This is a genomic window from Streptomyces sp. NPDC044033, from assembly GCF_056434425.1.
This window is the reverse complement of record NZ_JBWKFF010000004.1, coordinates 58,350-76,560: the sequence shown is the minus strand read 5'-3', so window position 1 is coordinate 76,560 and position 18,211 is coordinate 58,350. Positions and strand designations below refer to the sequence as shown.

Below are 18,211 nucleotides of genomic sequence, written 5' to 3'. Positions count from 1 at the left end.
GCAGCGCACACCCCGGAAGGCCCCCGATGACCTCTTCCAGCCCCGCGGCGGACGCCGCCATACCCCCGGTCCTCGCCGAGGTCGTACGCTCCGGTTTCGTCGAGGGCCGCCATCGCGGATCGCTGGTCGTGCTGGCCGCCGACGGGAGTGTGGAGCTGGCGCTGGGCGCGGTGTCCGCACCGGTCTTCCCGCGCTCCAGCAACAAGCCGATGCAGGCCGCGGCGGTGCTGCGGGCCGGGCTGGAGCTGTCCGGCGAGCGGCTGGCCCTGGCCGCCGCGAGCCATTCCGGCGAATCGTTTCACCTCGATCTGGTGCGCAAGATGCTCGCCGAGTTCGACCTCACCGAGCAGGACCTCCAGACCCCGCCGGACCTGCCCCTGGACCCGGTCGAGGCGCAGGCGTTCCTGGCGGCGGGCCACGCCCGCGACCGCGTCGCCATGAACTGCTCCGGCAAGCACACGGCCATGCTCGCCGCGTGCGCCGCGAACGGCTGGCCGCTGGACTCCTACCTGGCCCCCGGCCACCCCTTGCAGCAGTTGGTCCTCCAGGTCGTCGAGGAGGCCAGCGGCGAGCGCGTGGCGCACGTGGGCACGGACGGCTGCGGGGCGCCGCTGATGTCCCTGACGCTGACCGGCCTGGCCCGCGCCTTCCGCTCCTTCGTCCTGGCCGCGCCGGACAGCGCGGAGCGGCGGGTCGCGGACGCGATGCGCACCCACCCCGAGTACGTGGCCGGCACCCGCCGCCCCGACACCTGGCTGATGCGCGAGGTGCCGGGCGCCCTGTCGAAGATGGGCGCGGAGGCCGTACAGGCCGTGGCGCTGCCGGACGGCCGGGCGCTCGCCTTCAAGATCGACGACGGGTCGGTACGGGCGCTCGGCCCCGTACTGGCGCGCGCGCTCACCCTCCTCGGCGTCGACTCCCCCGTCGTCGCCCGCATCGGCGACGCCCCGCTGCACGGCGGCGGCGAGCGGGTGGGCGAGATCCGCGCCACGTTCTGACACCGCTGGACCGCGGCCGCGCCGGAGCGTGGCCGCGCCGGAGCGTGATCACACCGGACTGCGGCCGCACCGGACCGTGATCACGCCGGAGCGTGGCCGCACCGGACCGTGATCACGCCGGACCGCGGCCGCACCGGACCGCGGATAAATCGCGTGCGGGCCCGGACGGCCGCCGCCTAGCTTGGGCCCATGAGTCTTGAGGTCCGCACGATCAGCGCGTCCGACGTCCCGGACTGGTGCCAAGCCATGCACGTCGGCTTCCTGCGCCGCCCGACGGTCTCCAAGGAGGAGGCCGAGGTCCGGCTGGCGGGCATCGATCCCGACCGCACCCAGGGGGCGTTCGAAACGGGCGCCGCGGGCGGCGCGGGCCGCTGCGTGGGCACGTTCCGCAGCTTCGCGCAGCAGCTCACGGCGGTCGGCGGCGCGGCGGTGCCGGCCAACGCCGTCAGCAATGTGACGGTGTCGCCGACGCACCGCCGCCGCGGGCTGCTCAGCCGCATGATGGACACCGACCTGCGGGCCGCCAAGGAGCGCGGCGACGCGATCGCGACGCTGATAGCCGCCGAGTACCCGATCTACGGGCGGTACGGCTTCGGCCCGGCCACCTGGATCACCGAGTGGGAGGTCGACGTCGCGCGCGCCGGTCTCGACCGGCGGTACGCGGGCCCCGCGGACGGCGGCCGGGTGGACTTCGCGGACCCCGAGGCCGTACGGGAACACGGCCCCGCGCTGCACGAGCGGCTCCGCGCGGTACGGCCCGGATGGATCAACCGCACCGAGCGCTGGTGGCGGACGGAGACCGGCGCCATGGCCTCCACCTCCTCGGACGAGCCGTGGCAGGAACCGTTCTACGTCCTCTACCGGGGCCCGGACGGCACGGTCGACGGCCTGCTCTCGTACAAGGTCGAGGAGCGCTGGAACGGCAAGCTGCCGGACAACACGGCGGTCGTGCGCAGTCTGCTCGCCGCCTCCCCGGCGGCCGAGCGCGCCCTGTGGCACTTCGTGCTGTCCGTCGACTGGATCACCACGGTGCGCAGCGGCCACCGCGCCCCCGACGACCTGCTCCCGCTGCTGCTCGGCGACCCGCGCGCGGCCCGCGTCACCACCCACGCCGACTACCTGTGGCTCCGGCCGCTGGACGTGCCGCGGCTGCTCCAGGCCCGTACGTACGGGGCGTCGGCCGCCATGGTCCTCGACGTCGCCGACCCCGCGGGCCTCGCCTCCGGCCGCTTCCTCCTGGACGCCTCCCCCGACGGCGCGACCTGCGCCCCGACGACGCGCTCGCCCGATCTGACCCTGGACGCCGGGGAGTTGGGCGCCCTGTACCTGGGCGACGAGTCGGCGGCCCGGCTCGCCGCGCTGGGCCGCGTGACGGAGGAGCGCCCCGGCGCCGCGGCGACGGCGGACGCCCTGCTGCGCACGTCGCGCCGCCCTTGGTGCCCGGACGTCTTCTGATCCCGGCGGGGCCGCGGGGCACGCGGCCCCGCCGGGGCGCTTCCGCCGGCTCTTGGCCGGCCGTTTGGCGGCGGGCCGGCCGGTGAGAAGCCGTGTAAATCCCCCTGGCCAATGACGCTCTGTGAGAATCGGCGCGTTCGGAGAAGCCAGTCGGGACCGCTGGGGTGCCGGGACATGACGGTCCGGGCCGAGTCTTGCCGCGTCGGGAAAACTCAGGCCAAAGACGCAGGCGCAGCCGCACCGTTGGCGTCAGACGTACGGCTCGGGCTCGCACACGATCGCCTCGGCCGGCGGTTCCCCAGGCTCCGGAGCGCCGCCCGATAACGTCCGCACCGTCCCCCTCTGGACACCGCGCCACCACGCCCAGCACAGTGGGTCAACGGATGCCGGCGAGACATACCGTGACGGTTACCGGCTGGAGCGCAGTGCCTCGTCGCAAGGCGGTGTGACGCAGTTGCCCAAGATCGAGAGCTTGTACCGCCAGGCAGCCAAGGCCGGCTCCCCGGACGCGATGGCCCGGCTGGGGCTTATCGCGGAGGGCAGCGCCGCGGACAGGCCGAGGGCCTGGAGGGCCTGGAGGGCCTGGAGGGCCTGGAGGGCCTGGAGGGCCTGGAGGGCCTGGAGGGCCTGGAGGGCCTGGAGCGTGACCGCAGACGACTGGCCTGCCTTCTGGGCGGCCCGCTGCCCGGCCGACACTGTATGTCCAGGTCGGAGAGGTCACCGCGCCCGTTGCTCCGCCCGCCTGCTTGGTGGCGGCAAGCCGGGGTATTGACTATCGGTCGTCGGGTTCGTCGGCGGCGTGCAGGCGGGTGTCCAGGACGCTGGCCCAGGCGAGTGCCCACGTTCGCAGGTCGGTGAGCTGGCCGGGAGTCAGGCCGTAGGCGGCAAAGTCCTCGTCGTCCCACCATTCGGCGCCGATGAGCCGGTCGCGCAGGTCCTGGAGGCTGAAGGGCAGGCGTGCGTGGCGGCGGCCGAGGGCTTCGAGGTCCGTGGTGGTGCGGTGGCGGGAGGCGGCGTGGACGTCGATGAGGTCGCGGACGGTGCCGCGATCGGCCAGGGCGCGGACCTTGGTGCCGATCACGTCGTCGAGGGAGAGGACCAATCCGTACTCGGTGACAGCGGGCGGGGCCCAGAAGGCCTCTTTGAGGACATCGATCTCGCATTCCTCGCCGGTGCACGGCTCGGTGATGATGAGCCGGCCGGAGAGCGGGTCGGTCTCGATCTGCTGTACGCCCCAGCCGCGCTCGGCCAGACCGGTGCTGACAGTGCGGATGATCTCGTCCATAGGCACGGGCGTCTCGGTGGCCACGTCGAGGTCCTGGCTGAGTCGGTCTACCGGCCGTGGGCCTGGACGGCGTAGCCGCCGGTGATGACCAGAGGATAGGGCGTGCCGATGGCAAGCACGTCGGCCAGCAGCCGACGGTGCAGGTCGGTCAGGTTCATGCAGCGGTCGCGGCCGTGGCGGTGAGTTCGGGGAAGGCCGCTTCCCACACGTCACGAATCGGGCGGCTGATCAGGGTCCGCAGTACGGGCCACTGGCAGATCAGCAGGTGTGGATTGAGGTAGGCGACCAGGTCGTCGCGTTGTCCCTCGGCCAGGACCGTGCGGTACAACCCCATCCGCGCTCTGGGACGGTCGAGATCGAAGGAGCGCCGCCCCGACCAGACCACGTGCAGTGGCAGGTCGACGGGGCCGTGGGCGGGGCCGTCGAGGTCCTCCAGCCGGATAGGGAGCCGGTTGGTGTAGCGCGCGCGTAGTACGTCAGAGGCGGTCGGCGCCGGGGCAGGGGAGGACATCATGGCCATGTCTCGATTATGGCGCGCGGGCCCGTCCGGCACACCATCGGGCGGGGTGCGGTGGGAAGCCATGCGCCTGGTGGCTCCGCTCGGACCGGCATTGCCAGTGGTCCCTGCTGAGACCTTCTTGCGTATCAGTGGTCGGTTCGAACTGCCAGGTCGGCACTTCTGCCGCCTACGCCACCACCCGAGGCCAGGCGCTGGTGGACCGGGAGCTGTACCTGCCCAAGACCTGGACGGCCGGCAGCGGTGCCGGGCGGCGAAGATCCCTGAGGAGCGCGGCTTCGCCACCAAGGGCGAGCTTGCCGAGCAGGTGGTGCTGCGGGGGCCGGCCTCTGCGCTGCCCATCGCCTGGGCGACTGCCGATGCAGCCTACGGGCAGGAGTGGCGCTTTCGTGGCCTGCTGGAGCAAGTCGGCGTCGATTACGCGCTCACCGTGCCCAAACCGCAGCACACAGTGAGCGTCCCGAGCATCGGCTACCTCTTCGGCCAGGCCCCCGACGTGGCGTGGGAGCGTCGATCGTGCGGCGATGGTGTGAAAAGGCCCGCGGCTGTCGGCACTCACCTGGGCGAGGCTCGCCCACGCCTTCCTGGCGGTCATGGTCGCGGCCGAGATCGAAAGGGGGCACCGAATCGACTCGGCCGGTCCGGTGCCCCTCACCGTGGCAGATCCGGCACCTGCCGGCAGCGGGGCGTTCCGGCCCGCTGGTCGATGGCCCTCGTGCGTCGATGTGGTCCCCGTGGCGCAGGCACCACCAGGGCATCGCCCGACGCTGTCACTATCGGCGGCGCAGCCGCAATCCAGCCGACCACCCCGAACACGCTCCTCAAGCCCCGTCAGCTCGCCAGGCTGGAAATGAAGCCTCTCACCAGCAGGAATGGTGAACTCCGCTGGAGTCTTAGCCGATGAGCCTGCGCGGCCCCGGGCCCTCCGCCTGGAGACGGTCGCCGGGGTTGGTGAGGATGCACCGGTCGATCGTCAGGCAGCCGCAGCCGATGCAGTCGGTCAGGTGGTCGCGGAGCTTCGTCATCTGCTCGATGCGTTCGGTCAGGTCCTGCCGCCAGCACTCGGAGACCCGCGCCCAGTCCTCGCGGGTGGGCGTGCGGTTCTCGGGGAGCATGGCGAGGGCGCCGCGGATGGTGGCGAGCGGGATGCCCAGCCGCTGGGAGACCCGGACGAAGGCGACGCGGCGCAGCGTGTCGCGGGTGTAGCGGCGCTGATTCCCGCTGGTGCGGCGGCTGTTGATGAGCTCCTGGCGCTCGTAGAAGCGGAGCGCGGAGGCGGGGACGCCGCTGCGCTCGGACAGTTCGCCGACGGTCAGTTCTCGTGCCTGCCAGGGGACTTGGGTCATGGTGGCCAGCGTAGCTTGACTTCAACCATTGTTTAAGTTGGAGGCTCCTTCCTACGGCGACCCCGCCGCCTTGCACACCGAGGGAAGGACCTGCCATGACCACCACGCCCGAGCGCCCCTACCGCCTCGCCGTGATCATCGGCTCCACCCGTGAGGGCCGCTTCGGCCCCACCGTCGCCAACTGGTTCATCGCCCAGGCCGCGCGCCGCGACGACGTCGAGACGCACGTCATCGACCTGGCCGAGACCCCGCTGCCGGCGAACCTCAGCGGCGAACCCGGCCCCGAGGCCGCCGCCGCGCTGGCCGCCGTCACCCCGCGCCTGGCCGCCGCCGACGCCTTCGTCGTCGTGACGCCCGAGTACAACCACAGCTACCCGGCGCCCCTCAAGAACCTCATCGACTGGCACAACGCCGAGTGGCAGGCCAAGCCCGTCGGCTTCGTCTCCTACGGCGGCCTCTCCGGCGGCCTGCGCGCCGTCGAACACCTGCGCCCGGTCTTCGCCGAGGTGCACGCGGTCACCGTGCGCGACACGGTCAGCTTCCACATGCCCTGGGGCCAGTTCGAGGAGGACGGCAGCCACAAGGACGGCGCGGCGGCGTCCGCCGCCGCCAAGGCCATGCTCGACCAGATCGGCTGGTGGGCGCGGGCCCTGCTGGCGGCGCGGGCCATCCGCCCGTACGGCGGCTGAGGCCCGTACGGCGGCCACCGGCCGTACGTCAACTGGCGCCCGTACAGCGGCTGCTCATGCCCGTACAGCGACTCGCGCCCGTACGGCCCGATGCCCGTACAGCGGCTCACGCCCGTACGGCCTGACAGCCCGTACGGCCCGACGTCCGTACGGCCGGTGGCCGCCCCGGAGACCCCCTGCACGCCCCCGATCCGTACGAGCGGAGAAGACCCGAGATGACCCCGCCCCACCTCACCGGGCTGCTGCGGGCGCACCTGCGCCCGTACCGCGGCCCCATCGCGATCATCGTCGTGCTGCAACTGGTGCAGACACTCGCCAACCTCTATCTGCCGGCCCTGAACGCCGACATCATCGACGACGGCGTACTGGCCGGCGACACCGGCTACATCCTCTCCGCCGGCGGGCGGATGCTCGCCATCACCCTGGCGCAGATCGTGTGCGCGGCCGGAGCGGTGTTCGTCGGCGCGCGGACCGCGATGGCTCTCGGGCGGGACGTGCGCGGCGCCGTCTTCCGGCGGGTGCAGTCCTTCTCGGTGCGGGAGGTCGGGCGGTTCGGCGCGCCGTCCCTGATCACCCGCTCGACCAATGACGTCCAGCAGATCCAGATGCTGGTCCTGATGGTGTTCACGCTGCTGGTCTCGGCGCCGTTCATGTGCGTCGGCTCGATCGTGCTGGCGCTCGGCGAGGACGTGCCGCTGTCCGCGCTGCTGCTGGTCATGGTGCCGGTGCTGGCCGTGGTCCTGGTGCTCGTCTCGCGCGCGCTGGGCCCGGTCTTCCGCTCCATGCAGGGGCGCATCGACCGGGTCAACCGGGTGCTGCGCGAGCAGATCACCGGCATTCGCGTGATCCGCGCGTTCGTCCGGGACCGGCATGAGCAGGAGCGGTTCGACGAGGCCAACACGGACCTCAAGGACGCGTCGATGCGGGTCGGGCGGATCATCGCCTGGATGTTCCCGCTCGTCACCCTGGTCATGAACGTCTCCAGCGTGGCCATCCTGTGGTTCGGCGGGCACCGCATCGATGGCGGGGACATGCGGGTGGGCGCGCTGACCGCGTTCCTCAACTACGCGATGCAGATCTTCATGTCCGTGATGATGAGCACCTTCGTCTTCTTCCAGGTGCCGCGCGCGGAGGTGTGCGCCGAGCGCGTCGACGAGGTCCTCACCACCGAACCGAGCGTCGCACCGCCCCTCGCGCCCGTCACCCGGCTGCGGCCGGTCGGCGAACTCGAACTGCGCGGCGTGGAGTTCGAGTACCCCGGCGCGGAGGAGCCGGTACTGCGGGACGTCGACATCGTGGCGCGCCCCGGCGAGACCACGGCGGTCATCGGGTCGACCGGCAGCGGCAAATCGACGCTGCTCAACCTGGTGCCCCGCCTGTACGACGCGACCGGCGGCACGGTGCTCATCGACGGCGTGGACGTACGCGACCTCGATCCCGTGCAGATGGCGAAGGCGGTGGGGCTGGTGCCGCAGAAGCCGTATCTCTTCTCGGGGACGGTGGCTTCGAATCTGCGGTACGGGAAGCCGGACGCGAGCGATGAGGAACTGTGGCGGGCGCTGGAGACGGCGCAGGCCCGTGACTTCGTGGAGCGGATGGAGGACGGGCTGAACGCGCCCATCTCCCAGGGCGGTTCCAACGTGTCCGGCGGTCAGCGTCAGCGCCTGGCGATCGCCCGTGCGCTGGTCCGGCGGCCGGAGATCTATCTCTTCGACGACTCGTTCTCCGCGCTGGACTACGCCACGGACGCCCGGCTACGGGCCGCCCTGGCACGGGACACGGAACGGGCGACGGTCGTCATCGTCGCCCAGCGCGTCTCCACCATCCGCGACGCCGACCGCATCGTCGTCCTCGACGAAGGCCGCGTCGTGGGCACCGGCACCCACACGGAACTCATGGCCGGCAACGACACATACCGGGAGATCGTGCTCTCCCAGCTCACCGAGCAGGAGGCAGCATGAGTACGGACCGCACGCCCCCGGACCAGCGCTCCATGGACTTCCTCGGCTCCGGCCGACGGCTGCTGGGCATGCTGCGCCCCGAGCGCGGGCCCGCGCTGGGAGTGCTGCTGCTCGGCCTCGGCGGCGTCACCATGTCCGTACTGGGCCCCAAACTGCTCGGCCACGCCACCGACCTCGTCCTGTCCGGGGCCTCCGGCGGCCGGGGCGCGGACTTCGGCGCGGTGGGACGGGTGCTGCTGGGCGCGCTCGGGCTCTTCGCGGCGGCCGCGCTCTTCGGGCTGCTCCAGGGGCGGCTGACGACGGTGATCGTGCAGCGGGTGACGTACCGGCTGCGCGCGGAGTCCGAGGCCAAGCTGGCCCGGCTGCCGCTGAGCTACTTCGACAAGCAGCAGCGCGGCGAGATCCTCTCCCGCACCACCAATGACATCGACAACATCTCCCAGGCCATGCAGCAGGCGCTGAGCCAGATCGTGACCTCGCTGCTGACCATCGTCGGCGTACTGCTGATCATGGTCTGGATCTCGCCGCTGCTCGCCCTCGTCGCGCTGGTCACCGTGCCCGCGTCGGCCGTCGTGGCCACGGTGATCGGGAAGCGGGCGCAGCCCCAGTTCGTACGGCAGTGGGCGACGACCGGGCGGCTCAACGCGCACATCGAGGAGATGTACACCGGGCACGCGCTGGTGAAGGTCTTCGGCCGGCAGGAGGAGGCGGTACGGACCTTCGACGAGCACAACGGGGCGCTGTACGCGTCGAGTTTCCGCGCCCAGTTCGTCTCCGGCCTGATCCAGCCCGCGATGATGTTCATCGGCAACCTCAACTACGTGCTGGTCGCGGTCGTCGGCGGGCTGCGGGTGACGTCCGGTGCGATGACGATCGGCGACATCCAGGCGTTCGTGCAGTACACCCGGCAGTTCGCGCAGCCCATCACCCAGGTCGCCGCCATGGCCAACCTTCTCCAGTCCGGCGTCGCCTCCGCCGAACGGGTCTTCGCGCTCCTCGACGCCGAGGAGCAGTCCCCGGACGCCGCCGAACCGCTGCGCCCGGAGCACGTCCGCGGGCGGGTCGCCTTCGAGCGCGTCGCGTTCCGGTACGAGCCGAAGAAGCCCCTCATCGACGATCTGACGCTCACCGTCGAACCCGGGCAGACCGTCGCCGTCGTCGGCCCGACGGGCGCCGGGAAGTCCACCCTCGTCAACCTGCTCATGCGGTTCTACGAGGTGACCGGCGGGCGCATCACCCTGGACGGCGTCGACATCGCCCGGATGTCCCGCGAGGAACTGCGCGGACGGGTGGGCATGGTCCTCCAGGACACCTGGCTGTTCGGCGGCACGATCGCGGAGAACATCGCCTACGGCGCGGCGGACGCGACCCGGGAGACGGTCGTGGCGGCGGCGCGGGCCACTCACGCGGACCGCTTCATCCGCACCCTCCCCGACGGCTACGACACCGTGCTCGCCGAGGACGGCGAGGGGCTCAGCGCGGGCGAGAAGCAGCTGCTGACGATAGCCCGCGCGTGGCTCGCCGAGGCCCCGATCCTCGTCCTCGACGAGGCCACCAGCTCCGTCGACACCCGCACCGAACTCCTCATCCAGCGCGCCATGACGCGGCTGCGCACCGGCCGTACGAGCTTCGTGATCGCGCACCGCCTCTCCACGATCCGGGACGCCGACGTGATCCTGGTGATGGAGTCGGGCCGGATCGTGGAACAGGGCTCGCACGACACGCTGCTGGCGGCGGGCGGGGCGTACGCGGAGCTCTACGCGGCCCAGTTCGCCCGGGAGGGAGCGGGGGCAGGGGCGGCTGGGTGAGGCGGGGGCGGCCGGGTGAGGCAGGGCGGCCGGGCGGAGAGGGTTTCCGTCCGACCACTCGGCGCGGTGGCGGGGCGCGTCACGCCGGGTTGCGACCGCTTTACGGGCGCTCAACGCGGCTGCGGCTACGACGGCGGCTGCGTCTACGGCTACGACGGCGACTACGGCTGCGGCGCTACGGCGTCCGTGGCCGCGACGAGCCGCGACGCGAGGCGCACACCGGGGCTCGACTCGGTCAGCGCCTCGCTGAGCGCGTCGCCCGCGGCGGTCAGGGCCGCGTCGTCCATGGGGCCGAGCGCGTCGAGGAGGAAGAAGGCGCGGGTGGTGTCGTGGGTGAGGCGGGTACGGACGCACTGCCGCCAGTTCCAGCGGCGGCAGGTGACGCCCGCGTCATCGCGCCAGACGACCTCGCCGGGCGCGGGGTGCTCGACGGCGCTCTCGCCCCCGGCGGCCGTCTCGAACTCCTCGGCGCCGTCGGCCCGTACGAGCCGCGCAGGACCCTGGTAGTGGTCCAGGTCCTCGCCGCCCAGCGGCACGAAGTGCGCGACCGAGACCGCGTTGTAGATGTCGGTGAGCCGGTCCACGCGCGGCAGCCCGTCGGCGGCCCGGCGCAGCAGCGCTTCCGCGCTGGGCCGGGTCCGCTGCGGCTTCGCGCCGAAGGCGCGGAACGCCTCGCGCCAGGCCGCGAGGTGCGGGTGCTCCTCGGCGGGCGCGTCGGCGAGCCACTTGCGCGCGGACTCCTCGGCCGCCGTGAGCAGCCGTTCGCCGACGGCGTCGCCGGGGCCGGGGACCAGCCCCTCGGCCGTGATCAGCAGGGCCCGGTAGTCGGGGCGCAGCGCCCGTACGGCGGGGTCTATCGCGGCGGCGGCGAGCCAGGCGGCGGTATCGGTGTTCTCAACGGTCACGTCGTTCACGTCTCTCTTCGCGGGCGCGGTCGGTCCGCCTCCACGGTATGCGGGGAGGGAGAGGCGGGGCGGGGGATGCGGGATCGGCCGGTGGGTGCGGGGGGCGCGCTCGGTCGGTGGGTGCGGGCACGGACAGCCCTTGCTGCGAGTACGGACGGCCGTGGCTGCGAGTACGGACGGCCGTGGCTGCGGGCGCGGCTCGGCCGTGGCTGCGGGCGGGGGACGCTTCGAACCCGGGTGGACCAGTGCGGCGCGCGCCGGTCTTGCCGTATTTGTACGGTCCGGAGACGATCGCCCGATGATGCTTCCGGGCTCTTCGGTCACCGACACACGCCGACGGCGCGCGAGACTCATCGCCGCGGTGGCGGCCCCCTCGGCGGTGTTCCTGATCGTCTCGCTGCTCGGCGCCACGGCCGCCCTGTCCGGCACCAACGAGATCACGGTGCCGGGCGCGGGAACCACCACCATGCTGCGGACCGTGCTGCTGGCCGCCTTCTCCCTCCAACTGGGCGAAGCGGCCGCGAACCGGCTCGCCCGTACGGTCCCGAACGCGCCTCAACTGACCCCGCGCAGCTGGGGGTTGGCGGCATCCGTCGCCGGGGTCGCGGCGGCGGCCGGCCAGATCGCCGTGCTCGCCGGGGACGGTTCCCTGGTCGCGGGGGTGACCGGCGGCGGCCTCGTCAGCACGTACGGGACGCGCCCCGGCGGGCTGGCGCTGCTGGAAGCCAACGGCTTCCTCTTCGCGGCCGTCTGCGTCGCGCTGCGCCGCCCCGGCCTCGCACCCGCCCCGCTGGCGCTGGTCGCCGTCGGGGAGGCGCTGCGCGCCCACCCCGAGGCCAACAGCCCGCTCCTGGGCTCCCTGCTGACGCTGATTCACCTGAGCGCCGCCGCGCTGTGGGCGGGCGGGCTGGTGCACGTACTGCGCACGCTGCGCCTGTGGCGGGGCCGGCCCGGCGCCGCCACGGAGCTGCTGCGGCGCTACGCCCGGCCGGCCGCCGCCCTCTTCGCCGCCCTCGCGGTCACGGGCGTCCTCAGCACCCTGCGCCGACTGCCGCTCGAAGCGGCCCTGACGACGGCGTACGGCCGTGCGCTGCTCGTCAAGCTGGCCCTGGTGGCGCTCGTGGGCGCCCTGGCCCTGACCGCCCGGCTCCGGCTGCGCCGCTCCCCCGACCCGGACGCCCCTTCCGGACCGGCCCGCCCCGCCCGCGCGGAGGTGGTGACCCTGGCCGCGGTGATCCTGGTGTCGGCGATCATCACGGCCCTGCCGGTTCCGGCGGCGAGCGGCTGACGACGCCCGTTCGCGATGGGCGGCCCGTTCGGGGCAGGCGGCCCGTTCGCGATGGGCGGGCCGTTCGCGGCGGGCGGGCCGTTCGCGGCGGGCGGGCCCGCTCACCCGCCGTGCGGATTGGCGGCGGCGCCCTCCGTGTTCAAGGCGACGACGACGGAGGCGGGGCCGAGGCCCATGGCGGTGCGGCGGTCGGTGGCGCCGACACCGGTGAGGGCAGCGCGCAGGCCCGCCAGGGAGGCGGCGCCGCAGGGACCGGAGGAGACGCCCCGCGCGGCCAGCGCACCGGCCGCTTCGGCGCTGTCGGCGTCGGTCACGGTGATGGCCGCGTCCAGGCCGTCACGCAGATAGGGCCAGGCGAGGCTGGAGGGGGTGCCGCAGTTCAGGCCGGCCATGGTCGTCTCGCCCGTCACCACGGTGACCGGCCGCTGAGCCAGGAGGCTGCGCAGGACCCCGGCCGCGGTGTCGGGCTCCACCGACAGCAGCGCCGCGCCCCCCGCGGCGCGCCGGCTGCGATAGTGGGTGACGGCGGCCTGGGCGAGCGAGCCGACGCCGACGGGCACGGCGACGGCCCCGGGCGCACCGGCGCCCGCGGCGGTCAGCTGGGCGTCGACCTCGGCGAACAGGGTGGAGTACCCCTCGGCGATCCAGCCGGGGATCTCCTCGTAGCCGGGCCAGGCGGTGTCCTGGACGAGGACCGAGTCCGGCACGGAGGCCGCGGCCTCCGCCGCGCGCACGGCGTCGTCGTAGACGCCCGGCACCTCGGTGACCCGCGCCCCCTCGTCCGCGATGGCGGCGACGGCGCCCGGGTGCACCCCGTGCGCCACGAAGACGTGGGCGCGGTGCCCGAGCAGCCGGGCGGTACGGGCCACCGCGCGGCCGTGGTTCCCGTCGGTGGCGGTGACCAGCCGTATCGGAGCCGCGTCCCGAACCCCGCCCTGAGCGCTGCCCTGAGCGCCGTCCCAAGCCGCGCCCCGAACCCCGCCCTGGCCCTGAGCCCCGTCCGGAAGGCCGCCCTCCGCCCGCCGGGACAGGACCCTGTGCACGGCCCAGGACGCGCCCAGCGCCTTGAACGCGGGCAGCCCCAGCCGGGACGACTCGTCCTTGACGAAGAACCGCCCGACGCCCAGTTCGGCGGCGATCTCCGGGAGTTCGGTCAGCGGAGTGGGGCCGTACCCGGAGAGCGAGGCGTGGAAGGCCCGTACGTCGGTGGGCGCGGGTTCGCAGGTCCAGGCGCGGGCGGCGGGGCGCGCGTACCAGGAGGGCGTACGGGCGGTGGGCGCGTGGGCGGCCGTACGAGAGGTGGCGGCGATCTTTGGCATGGGGCCAGCTTGCGATCCGGGGAACCCATCGGTCCAGCAAATGTTTCCGACCCGCACGCACCATGGGAGCCGGAGGGAACGCCGACCTGAGGTCCGCGCAGGCCGCGGCCACGGCGCGAGACCGCCTGGGGCCGTTCCCAGCCCGAACGGCGTGACGCGCCCCACCTGTTCCGGCGCGAGGGTCCGGCCTTGGGGTGGTTCGGCGGCGGCTCCGGCGCGGCCCTGGGGCGCCCCGGAGAATTTCTCCGGAGAATTCCGAAGAAATTCGGCGGAGCTGTCGATCCGGCCGTCTCCCGTTCGACGCAAGGATGAGAGGCGGGGAGAAACCCCGCCCTCCCGACCGAGGAGCCACCATGCCGCGCTACCTGACCATGATCCGCGTCGACGAGCGGAACGCCCCCGCCGAGGGTCCCAGCCCCGAGATGATGGAGCGGATGGGCACACTGCTGGAGGAGATCACCAAGGCCGGGGTCATGCTGGACACGGCCGGGCTCACCCCGACCGCCGAGGGCTCCCGGGTCACCTGGTCCGGCGGCAAGATGAGTTGCACGGACGGCCCCTTCACCGAGAGCAAGGAGGTCATCGGCGGATACTCCATCATCCAGGCCAAGAACAAGGCCGAAGCTGTGGAGTGGGCCAAGCGGTTCCTGCTGACCCACGAGGACTACTGGACCATCACCGCCGAGGTCCGCGAGATCGTCGAGACCTGAGAGCCGGTGTCATCTCCCTGACCGGGCGCGCGCAGCCTGGCACGCGCGCCGATCCGACCAGGGGTACGACACAGGCTCCGACCCGGCCGCGCTTGCCCGGCCCCCGCTCGGCTGCTCTGATAAGTGGCCGTGACGGCAGCGGCGAGCGAGGGCAAGAGCGGGAACAGGGCCGGCGGAACGACGGGGACGGCCGGGGCGACCGAGGCGACCGCGCCGGCCGAACCAGTCGAACCAGTCGAACCAGCCGAGGCCACCGGAGCGATCGAGGCCGCCGGGACGGTCCAGGCCGCCGGGGCAGTCGAGACCGCCGGAACGGTCGAGACGGTGTTCAGGATCGAGTCCGCGCGGATCATCGCGGGCGTCGCCCGGATCGTACGGGACGTGGGCATCGCCGAGGAGCTCGCGCAGGACGCCCTGGTCACCGCGTTGGAGCAGTGGCCGGAGTCGGGCGTACCGGAGAATCCGGGCGCCTGGCTCATGACCACCGCCAAACGCCGCGCAATCGACCTCGTACGCCGCAAGGAGACGTACGCGCGCAAGCTGGCCGAGGTCGGGCGGGCGCTGACGGACGTACCGCCGCCCGACTTGCAAGATCTCGGAGGCGTCGCGGACGCCGAGGACATCGGCGACGATCTGCTGCGGCTGATCTTCACCGCGTGCCACCCCGTGCTGTCGACCGAGGCCCGGATCGCCCTCACCCTGCGGCTGCTGGGCGGGCTGACGACGCAGGAGATCGCCCGCGCCTTCCTGGCCCCGGAGCCGACCGTGGCCCAGCGCATCGTCCGCGCGAAACGCGCCCTCGCCAAGGCCGGGGTCCCCTTCGAAGTCCCGGGCGCCACGGAGCGAACCACCCGCGTCTCCTCGGTGCTTGAGGTCATCTACCTCATTTTCAACGAGGGTTACTCCGCGACCGCCGGTGAGGACCTGGTACGCCCGGCGCTGTGCGAGGACGCGCTCCGCCTCGCCCGCGTCCTCGCGGGGCTGATGCCCGGGGAGCCGGAGGTCCACGGCCTGGCCGCGCTCCTGGAGTTCCAGACGTCACGCGTCACGGCCCGTACCGGACCGGACGGCTCCCCGGTGCTCCTCGCCGACCAGGACCGGGCCAAGTGGAACCGGATGCTCATCCGGCGCGGCATCGAGGCCCTGCACCGCGCGGGCCACGGCCCGTACGCCGTCCAGGCCGCGATCGCCGCGTGCCACGCGCAGGCCGTCCGCTACGAGGACACCGACTGGGCGACGATCGCCGCGCTCTACGGCCGGCTGATAGCCCTGACCCCGTCCCCGGTGGTGGAGCTGAACCGGGCCGTCGCCGTATCGATGTCCCAAGGCCCGGCGGCTGCGCTGCGCTTGGTGGACGCCCTGACCGGCGAACCGGCCCTGGAGGGGTACCACCTCCTGCCGAGCGTCCGCGGAGACCTGCTGGAGCGCCTGGGCCGCGGCGACGAGGCGCGTACGGAATTCGAGCGAGCGGCGTCCCTGACCCGCAACGCCCGAGAGAAGGCGCTCCTTCTGGAGCGGGCCGCTTCCCGCCCGGCTCAGCCGGGGCCGCCGCCCGAATAGGGCTTCTCAGGCGGCGTATTCGGAGCAGAGGCACCCGACGCCGTTCTCGATCCACCCCCGGCCCGCCCGGTCGGTGCACCGCCCGATCATCAGCGCCGAGACCTCCTCGACGATGGTCCGATCGTCGAGGAGCAACCCGGCGGCGGAATCCCGGCGGCTGCCCGGTGGGCGCCACGTTTCGTCGCGCAGGAGGCGCAGGCAGTCGCGTACGTCCGCGGACGGGCCCTGGCCCTGGCCCTGCGGCCCTTCGACGCCACGGCGTTCACGGTCCGCGTGCCGCGTTCCGACTGCCGTCCACCCCGAGCGGCGGGACAGCGGGGAGCGGTGGGACAGCGGCCGCGCGCCCGGCACTCGCCCCGGCGCCGCCTACTCCCCCGCTGCCTCGGCTTCCGTGCCGTGCGCCGCCGACACGCGCAGCACGTTCTCCAGGACACCCGGAAACCGCTGGAACGCCTCTTCGCGCAAGGACACGAAACACCGCGTGCCCTCCAGGCGGTGCCAGGTGAACCCCGCCTCCCGGAGGATCTTCATGTGGTGGCTCACCGTCGAAGGGCCCACCCCGAGCTCGAAGTCCTCCCGAGGGTGCTCCTGGCGGTCCGCGAGCACTTCCACGATCCGCAGCCGTACCGAATCGCCCAGGGCGGAGAGGGCCTGGGCGAGGTGGATCTCCTGCGGGTCGGGGTGGTGAAGCTGTCGAGGCATGGGGCCAGTCTACAGTTCATCGATATTCGTCGAATATCGATGTATGGTCGGCGGTGCGCCCGGTGCCGAGCAGGCCCAGCGCCCGAAGGACCCCCGCAGCACCGATGGAAACGGACAGCCGATGGACTTCCTCGTACGCATCGACGCGACCCGCGCCTACGAACTCCCCGCCGACGAACGCGAGGACCTCATCCAGCGGGAGCGCGCCCGAGGGCGCGAGCTCATGGACCAGGGCGTACTGCGCCACTTCTGGCGCCTGCCCGGCCGCCGCGCCAACATCGGCATCTGGACCGCCGCCGACGCGGACGCCCTGGAAGAGGCGCTGGAGAGCCTGCCGGTCCGCCCGTACGCCGAGATCGACATCACCGCCCTGGCCACCCACCCGATGACGACCGAGGCCGCTGCCGCGCGCCCTCGTTCCGACGCGTAACAAGGACGCACGGCCAGTCCACCGCCTTCACCGTACGAGCCACGAAGTACGAGCCACGAGACCGATCAACGCGCGGCGGCGTCAGCGAGGATCGACTGAAGCCGTGCCCGGCATTCGGCGACGAAGGCGGGGAAGGTGTGCCAGTAGTAGGAGACTCCGCTGACGCCCACCGCGATCGCCCAGGCGCGGGCGCGGGCCCAGGTCGCGCCGTCGAGGTCCAGGGCGTCCCAATAGGCCCGGCGCGCTTGCGGCGGCAGGTCCCAGAGCGTGGCGTGCTCGGCGTCGGGGAAGCCGACGGAGAGCCCTCCGAAGTCGATGACGGCGTGCAACTTGCCCGCCCTGACCAGGAGGTTGGTCGGCTTGAGGTCGCCGTGGAGCCACACGTGGGGCCCGGAGGGCTCGGGCAGCGCGAGCGCGGCTCGCCACAACCGTTCCAGAGTGTCGACGTCGAGCTCGGCGCCCATCAGGGTCCGGCACTCGTCGAGACACCTGCCGACCCACTCGTCGCACGGCCCCAGGCAGCCCCCGCGGTACCAACTGAGGCCGTCCGCGCGCGTCGCCCCCATGAGGCCGACGCCGTGGAGCTCCCGCACGACCGCCGCCAGATCGGCCCCGAAGGCACCCCAGTCCCCAACGGTGTCCGGACCTGCCTCGTCGCCGTCGATCCAGCGATAGACCGACCAGACCAGCGGAAAGGCGCCGGTGGGCGTCCCGGCGTGCACCGGCTCGGGAATCGGAGACGAAAGGAGGGGCGCCAGGCGAGGAAGCCATTCCTGCTCCTTCCGGATGGACAGCGCGTTGCCGGCGGTCCGTGGAAGTCGTACGAGCAGGTCGGCGCCCAGCCGGTACATGGTGTTGTCCGTACCCGCCCCGGCGGGCGACAGCGGCAGCTCGGCCCACTCCGGGCGCTGCGCCTTCAGCAGTGACCGGACCAGCGCCTCGTCGGCCAGGATCTCATTCTCGTGAAGCGTCACGCCGGGAGTCTCATCGCCGGAGGGGACGGAAATCCAGCGACTTTCCGCAGCCCCTGGCCGTATCTCACGAAGTCCCGGGTGGGACCGGCGCGTTCAGAGAGGCGCGTCCCCGCAGTCAGGCGTCCGCGGCGCGGAGGCTGCCGCGGGGGGGGGGGGGGGGGGGGGGGGGTAGTCGGGGGGGGGGGGTGGGGGGGGGGGGGAGGGTCGCCGGCTGACATATGAGGGGTCTTTGTAGTCAGGGGGGGGGGTTATTTGGGGGGGTGA

Annotated in this window: 17 protein-coding genes and 2 pseudogenes; 10 read left to right on the top strand and 9 right to left on the bottom strand. The window is 72.9% G+C overall.

The annotated features are described in order from the left end of the window. The first annotated feature begins 26 nt into the window (after positions 1-26). Positions 27-998, top strand: coding sequence for an asparaginase (locus AC07AB_RS09740; RefSeq protein ID WP_478562861.1), 972 nt, complete (start codon positions 27-29; stop codon positions 996-998). Positions 999-1,187: 189 nt separating this feature from the next. Further along, entirely contained in the window at positions 1,188-2,453 is a 1,266-nt protein-coding gene (locus AC07AB_RS09735) for a GNAT family N-acetyltransferase (RefSeq protein WP_478562858.1), read from the top strand. A 408-nt stretch (positions 2,454-2,861) separates the two neighbouring features. On the opposite strand, the gene AC07AB_RS09730 is transcribed toward AC07AB_RS09735, so the two are convergent. From AC07AB_RS09730 to AC07AB_RS09720, 3 genes and pseudogenes are all read right to left on the bottom strand, one after another. Further along, entirely contained in the window at positions 2,862-3,149 is a 288-nt protein-coding gene (locus tag AC07AB_RS09730) for a hypothetical protein (RefSeq protein ID WP_478562855.1), read from the bottom strand. A 76-nt stretch (positions 3,150-3,225) separates the two neighbouring features. Continuing rightward, a pseudogene (locus tag AC07AB_RS09725) lies at positions 3,226-3,896 on the bottom strand (nucleotidyl transferase AbiEii/AbiGii toxin family protein). Beyond that, the gene (locus AC07AB_RS09720) at positions 3,893-4,258 is read right to left on the bottom strand and encodes a hypothetical protein (RefSeq protein WP_478562852.1); all 366 of its coding nucleotides are present in this window, start codon (positions 4,256-4,258) and stop codon (positions 3,893-3,895) included. Before AC07AB_RS09720 ends, AC07AB_RS09725 begins: the two are co-directional and overlap by 4 nt. A gap of 140 nt (positions 4,259-4,398) precedes the next feature. Between AC07AB_RS09720 and AC07AB_RS09715 the strand changes: the two are divergent. Continuing rightward, positions 4,399-4,796 (top strand): annotated as a pseudogene (locus tag AC07AB_RS09715) (transposase); the annotation flags it as partial. Between the two features lie 352 nt (positions 4,797-5,148). On the opposite strand, the gene soxR reads toward AC07AB_RS09715, so the two are convergent. Further along, on the bottom strand, positions 5,149-5,601 hold the full coding sequence (gene soxR, locus AC07AB_RS09710) for a redox-sensitive transcriptional activator SoxR (RefSeq protein WP_478562849.1): 453 nt from the start codon (positions 5,599-5,601) through the stop codon (positions 5,149-5,151). 95 nt (positions 5,602-5,696) lie between these two features. Here soxR and AC07AB_RS09705 point away from each other — a divergent pair, with 95 nt between their 5' ends. The 3 genes from AC07AB_RS09705 to AC07AB_RS09695 all read left to right on the top strand — a co-directional run bounded on the left by AC07AB_RS09705 (position 5,697) and on the right by AC07AB_RS09695 (position 10,059). Then, a complete protein-coding gene (locus AC07AB_RS09705; RefSeq protein WP_478562847.1) occupies positions 5,697-6,290 on the top strand; it encodes an NADPH-dependent FMN reductase in 594 nt (197 codons plus the stop codon). Between the two features lie 215 nt (positions 6,291-6,505). Beyond that, positions 6,506-8,251, top strand: a complete 1,746-nt coding sequence (locus AC07AB_RS09700) for an ABC transporter ATP-binding protein (protein ID WP_478562844.1) — start codon at positions 6,506-6,508, stop codon at positions 8,249-8,251. After that, entirely contained in the window at positions 8,248-10,059 is a 1,812-nt protein-coding gene (locus AC07AB_RS09695) for an ABC transporter ATP-binding protein (RefSeq protein ID WP_478562841.1), read from the top strand. The genes AC07AB_RS09700 and AC07AB_RS09695 overlap by 4 nt, the downstream gene beginning before the upstream one ends. 161 nt (positions 10,060-10,220) lie before the next feature. Here the strand turns inward: AC07AB_RS09695 and AC07AB_RS09690 are convergent, their stop codons facing one another. Next, positions 10,221-10,964, bottom strand: a complete 744-nt coding sequence (locus AC07AB_RS09690; protein WP_478562838.1) for a B3/B4 domain-containing protein — start codon at positions 10,962-10,964, stop codon at positions 10,221-10,223. A gap of 298 nt (positions 10,965-11,262) precedes the next feature. Here AC07AB_RS09690 and AC07AB_RS09685 point away from each other — a divergent pair, with 298 nt between their 5' ends. Continuing rightward, complete coding sequence (locus AC07AB_RS09685) at positions 11,263-12,252, top strand: CopD family protein (protein WP_478562835.1); 990 nt, start codon at positions 11,263-11,265, stop codon at positions 12,250-12,252. A gap of 101 nt (positions 12,253-12,353) precedes the next feature. Here AC07AB_RS09685 and AC07AB_RS09680 read toward each other — a convergent pair whose 3' ends face one another. Then, on the bottom strand, positions 12,354-13,571 hold the full coding sequence (locus AC07AB_RS09680) for a diaminopropionate ammonia-lyase (protein ID WP_478562832.1): 1,218 nt from the start codon (positions 13,569-13,571) through the stop codon (positions 12,354-12,356). Positions 13,572-13,924: 353 nt separating this feature from the next. Between AC07AB_RS09680 and AC07AB_RS09675 the strand changes: the two genes are divergently transcribed. Further along, entirely contained in the window at positions 13,925-14,281 is a 357-nt protein-coding gene (locus tag AC07AB_RS09675) for a YciI family protein (RefSeq protein ID WP_478562829.1), read from the top strand. A 261-nt stretch (positions 14,282-14,542) separates the two neighbouring features. After that, on the top strand, positions 14,543-15,841 hold the full coding sequence (locus tag AC07AB_RS09670) for an RNA polymerase sigma factor (protein WP_478563558.1): 1,299 nt from the start codon (positions 14,543-14,545) through the stop codon (positions 15,839-15,841). A 6-nt stretch (positions 15,842-15,847) separates the two neighbouring features. Here the strand turns inward: AC07AB_RS09670 and AC07AB_RS09665 are convergent, their stop codons facing one another. Together AC07AB_RS09665 and AC07AB_RS09660 are read right to left on the bottom strand one after the other, a co-directional pair. Then, on the bottom strand, positions 15,848-16,192 hold the full coding sequence (locus tag AC07AB_RS09665; RefSeq protein ID WP_478562826.1) for a hypothetical protein: 345 nt from the start codon (positions 16,190-16,192) through the stop codon (positions 15,848-15,850). 15 nt (positions 16,193-16,207) lie between these two features. Then, on the bottom strand, positions 16,208-16,543 hold the full coding sequence (locus tag AC07AB_RS09660) for an ArsR/SmtB family transcription factor (RefSeq protein WP_478562824.1): 336 nt from the start codon (positions 16,541-16,543) through the stop codon (positions 16,208-16,210). Between the two features lie 43 nt (positions 16,544-16,586). Between AC07AB_RS09660 and AC07AB_RS09655 the strand changes: the two genes are divergently transcribed. Next, positions 16,587-16,973: a muconolactone Delta-isomerase family protein gene (locus tag AC07AB_RS09655; RefSeq protein ID WP_478562821.1), complete on the top strand. Its 387-nt coding sequence runs from the start codon at positions 16,587-16,589 to the stop codon at positions 16,971-16,973. 65 nt (positions 16,974-17,038) lie between these two features. Here AC07AB_RS09655 and AC07AB_RS09650 read toward each other — a convergent pair whose 3' ends face one another. Further along, on the bottom strand, positions 17,039-17,947 hold the full coding sequence (locus AC07AB_RS09650) for an aminoglycoside phosphotransferase family protein (protein WP_478562818.1): 909 nt from the start codon (positions 17,945-17,947) through the stop codon (positions 17,039-17,041). Positions 17,948-18,211 lie beyond the last annotated feature (264 nt).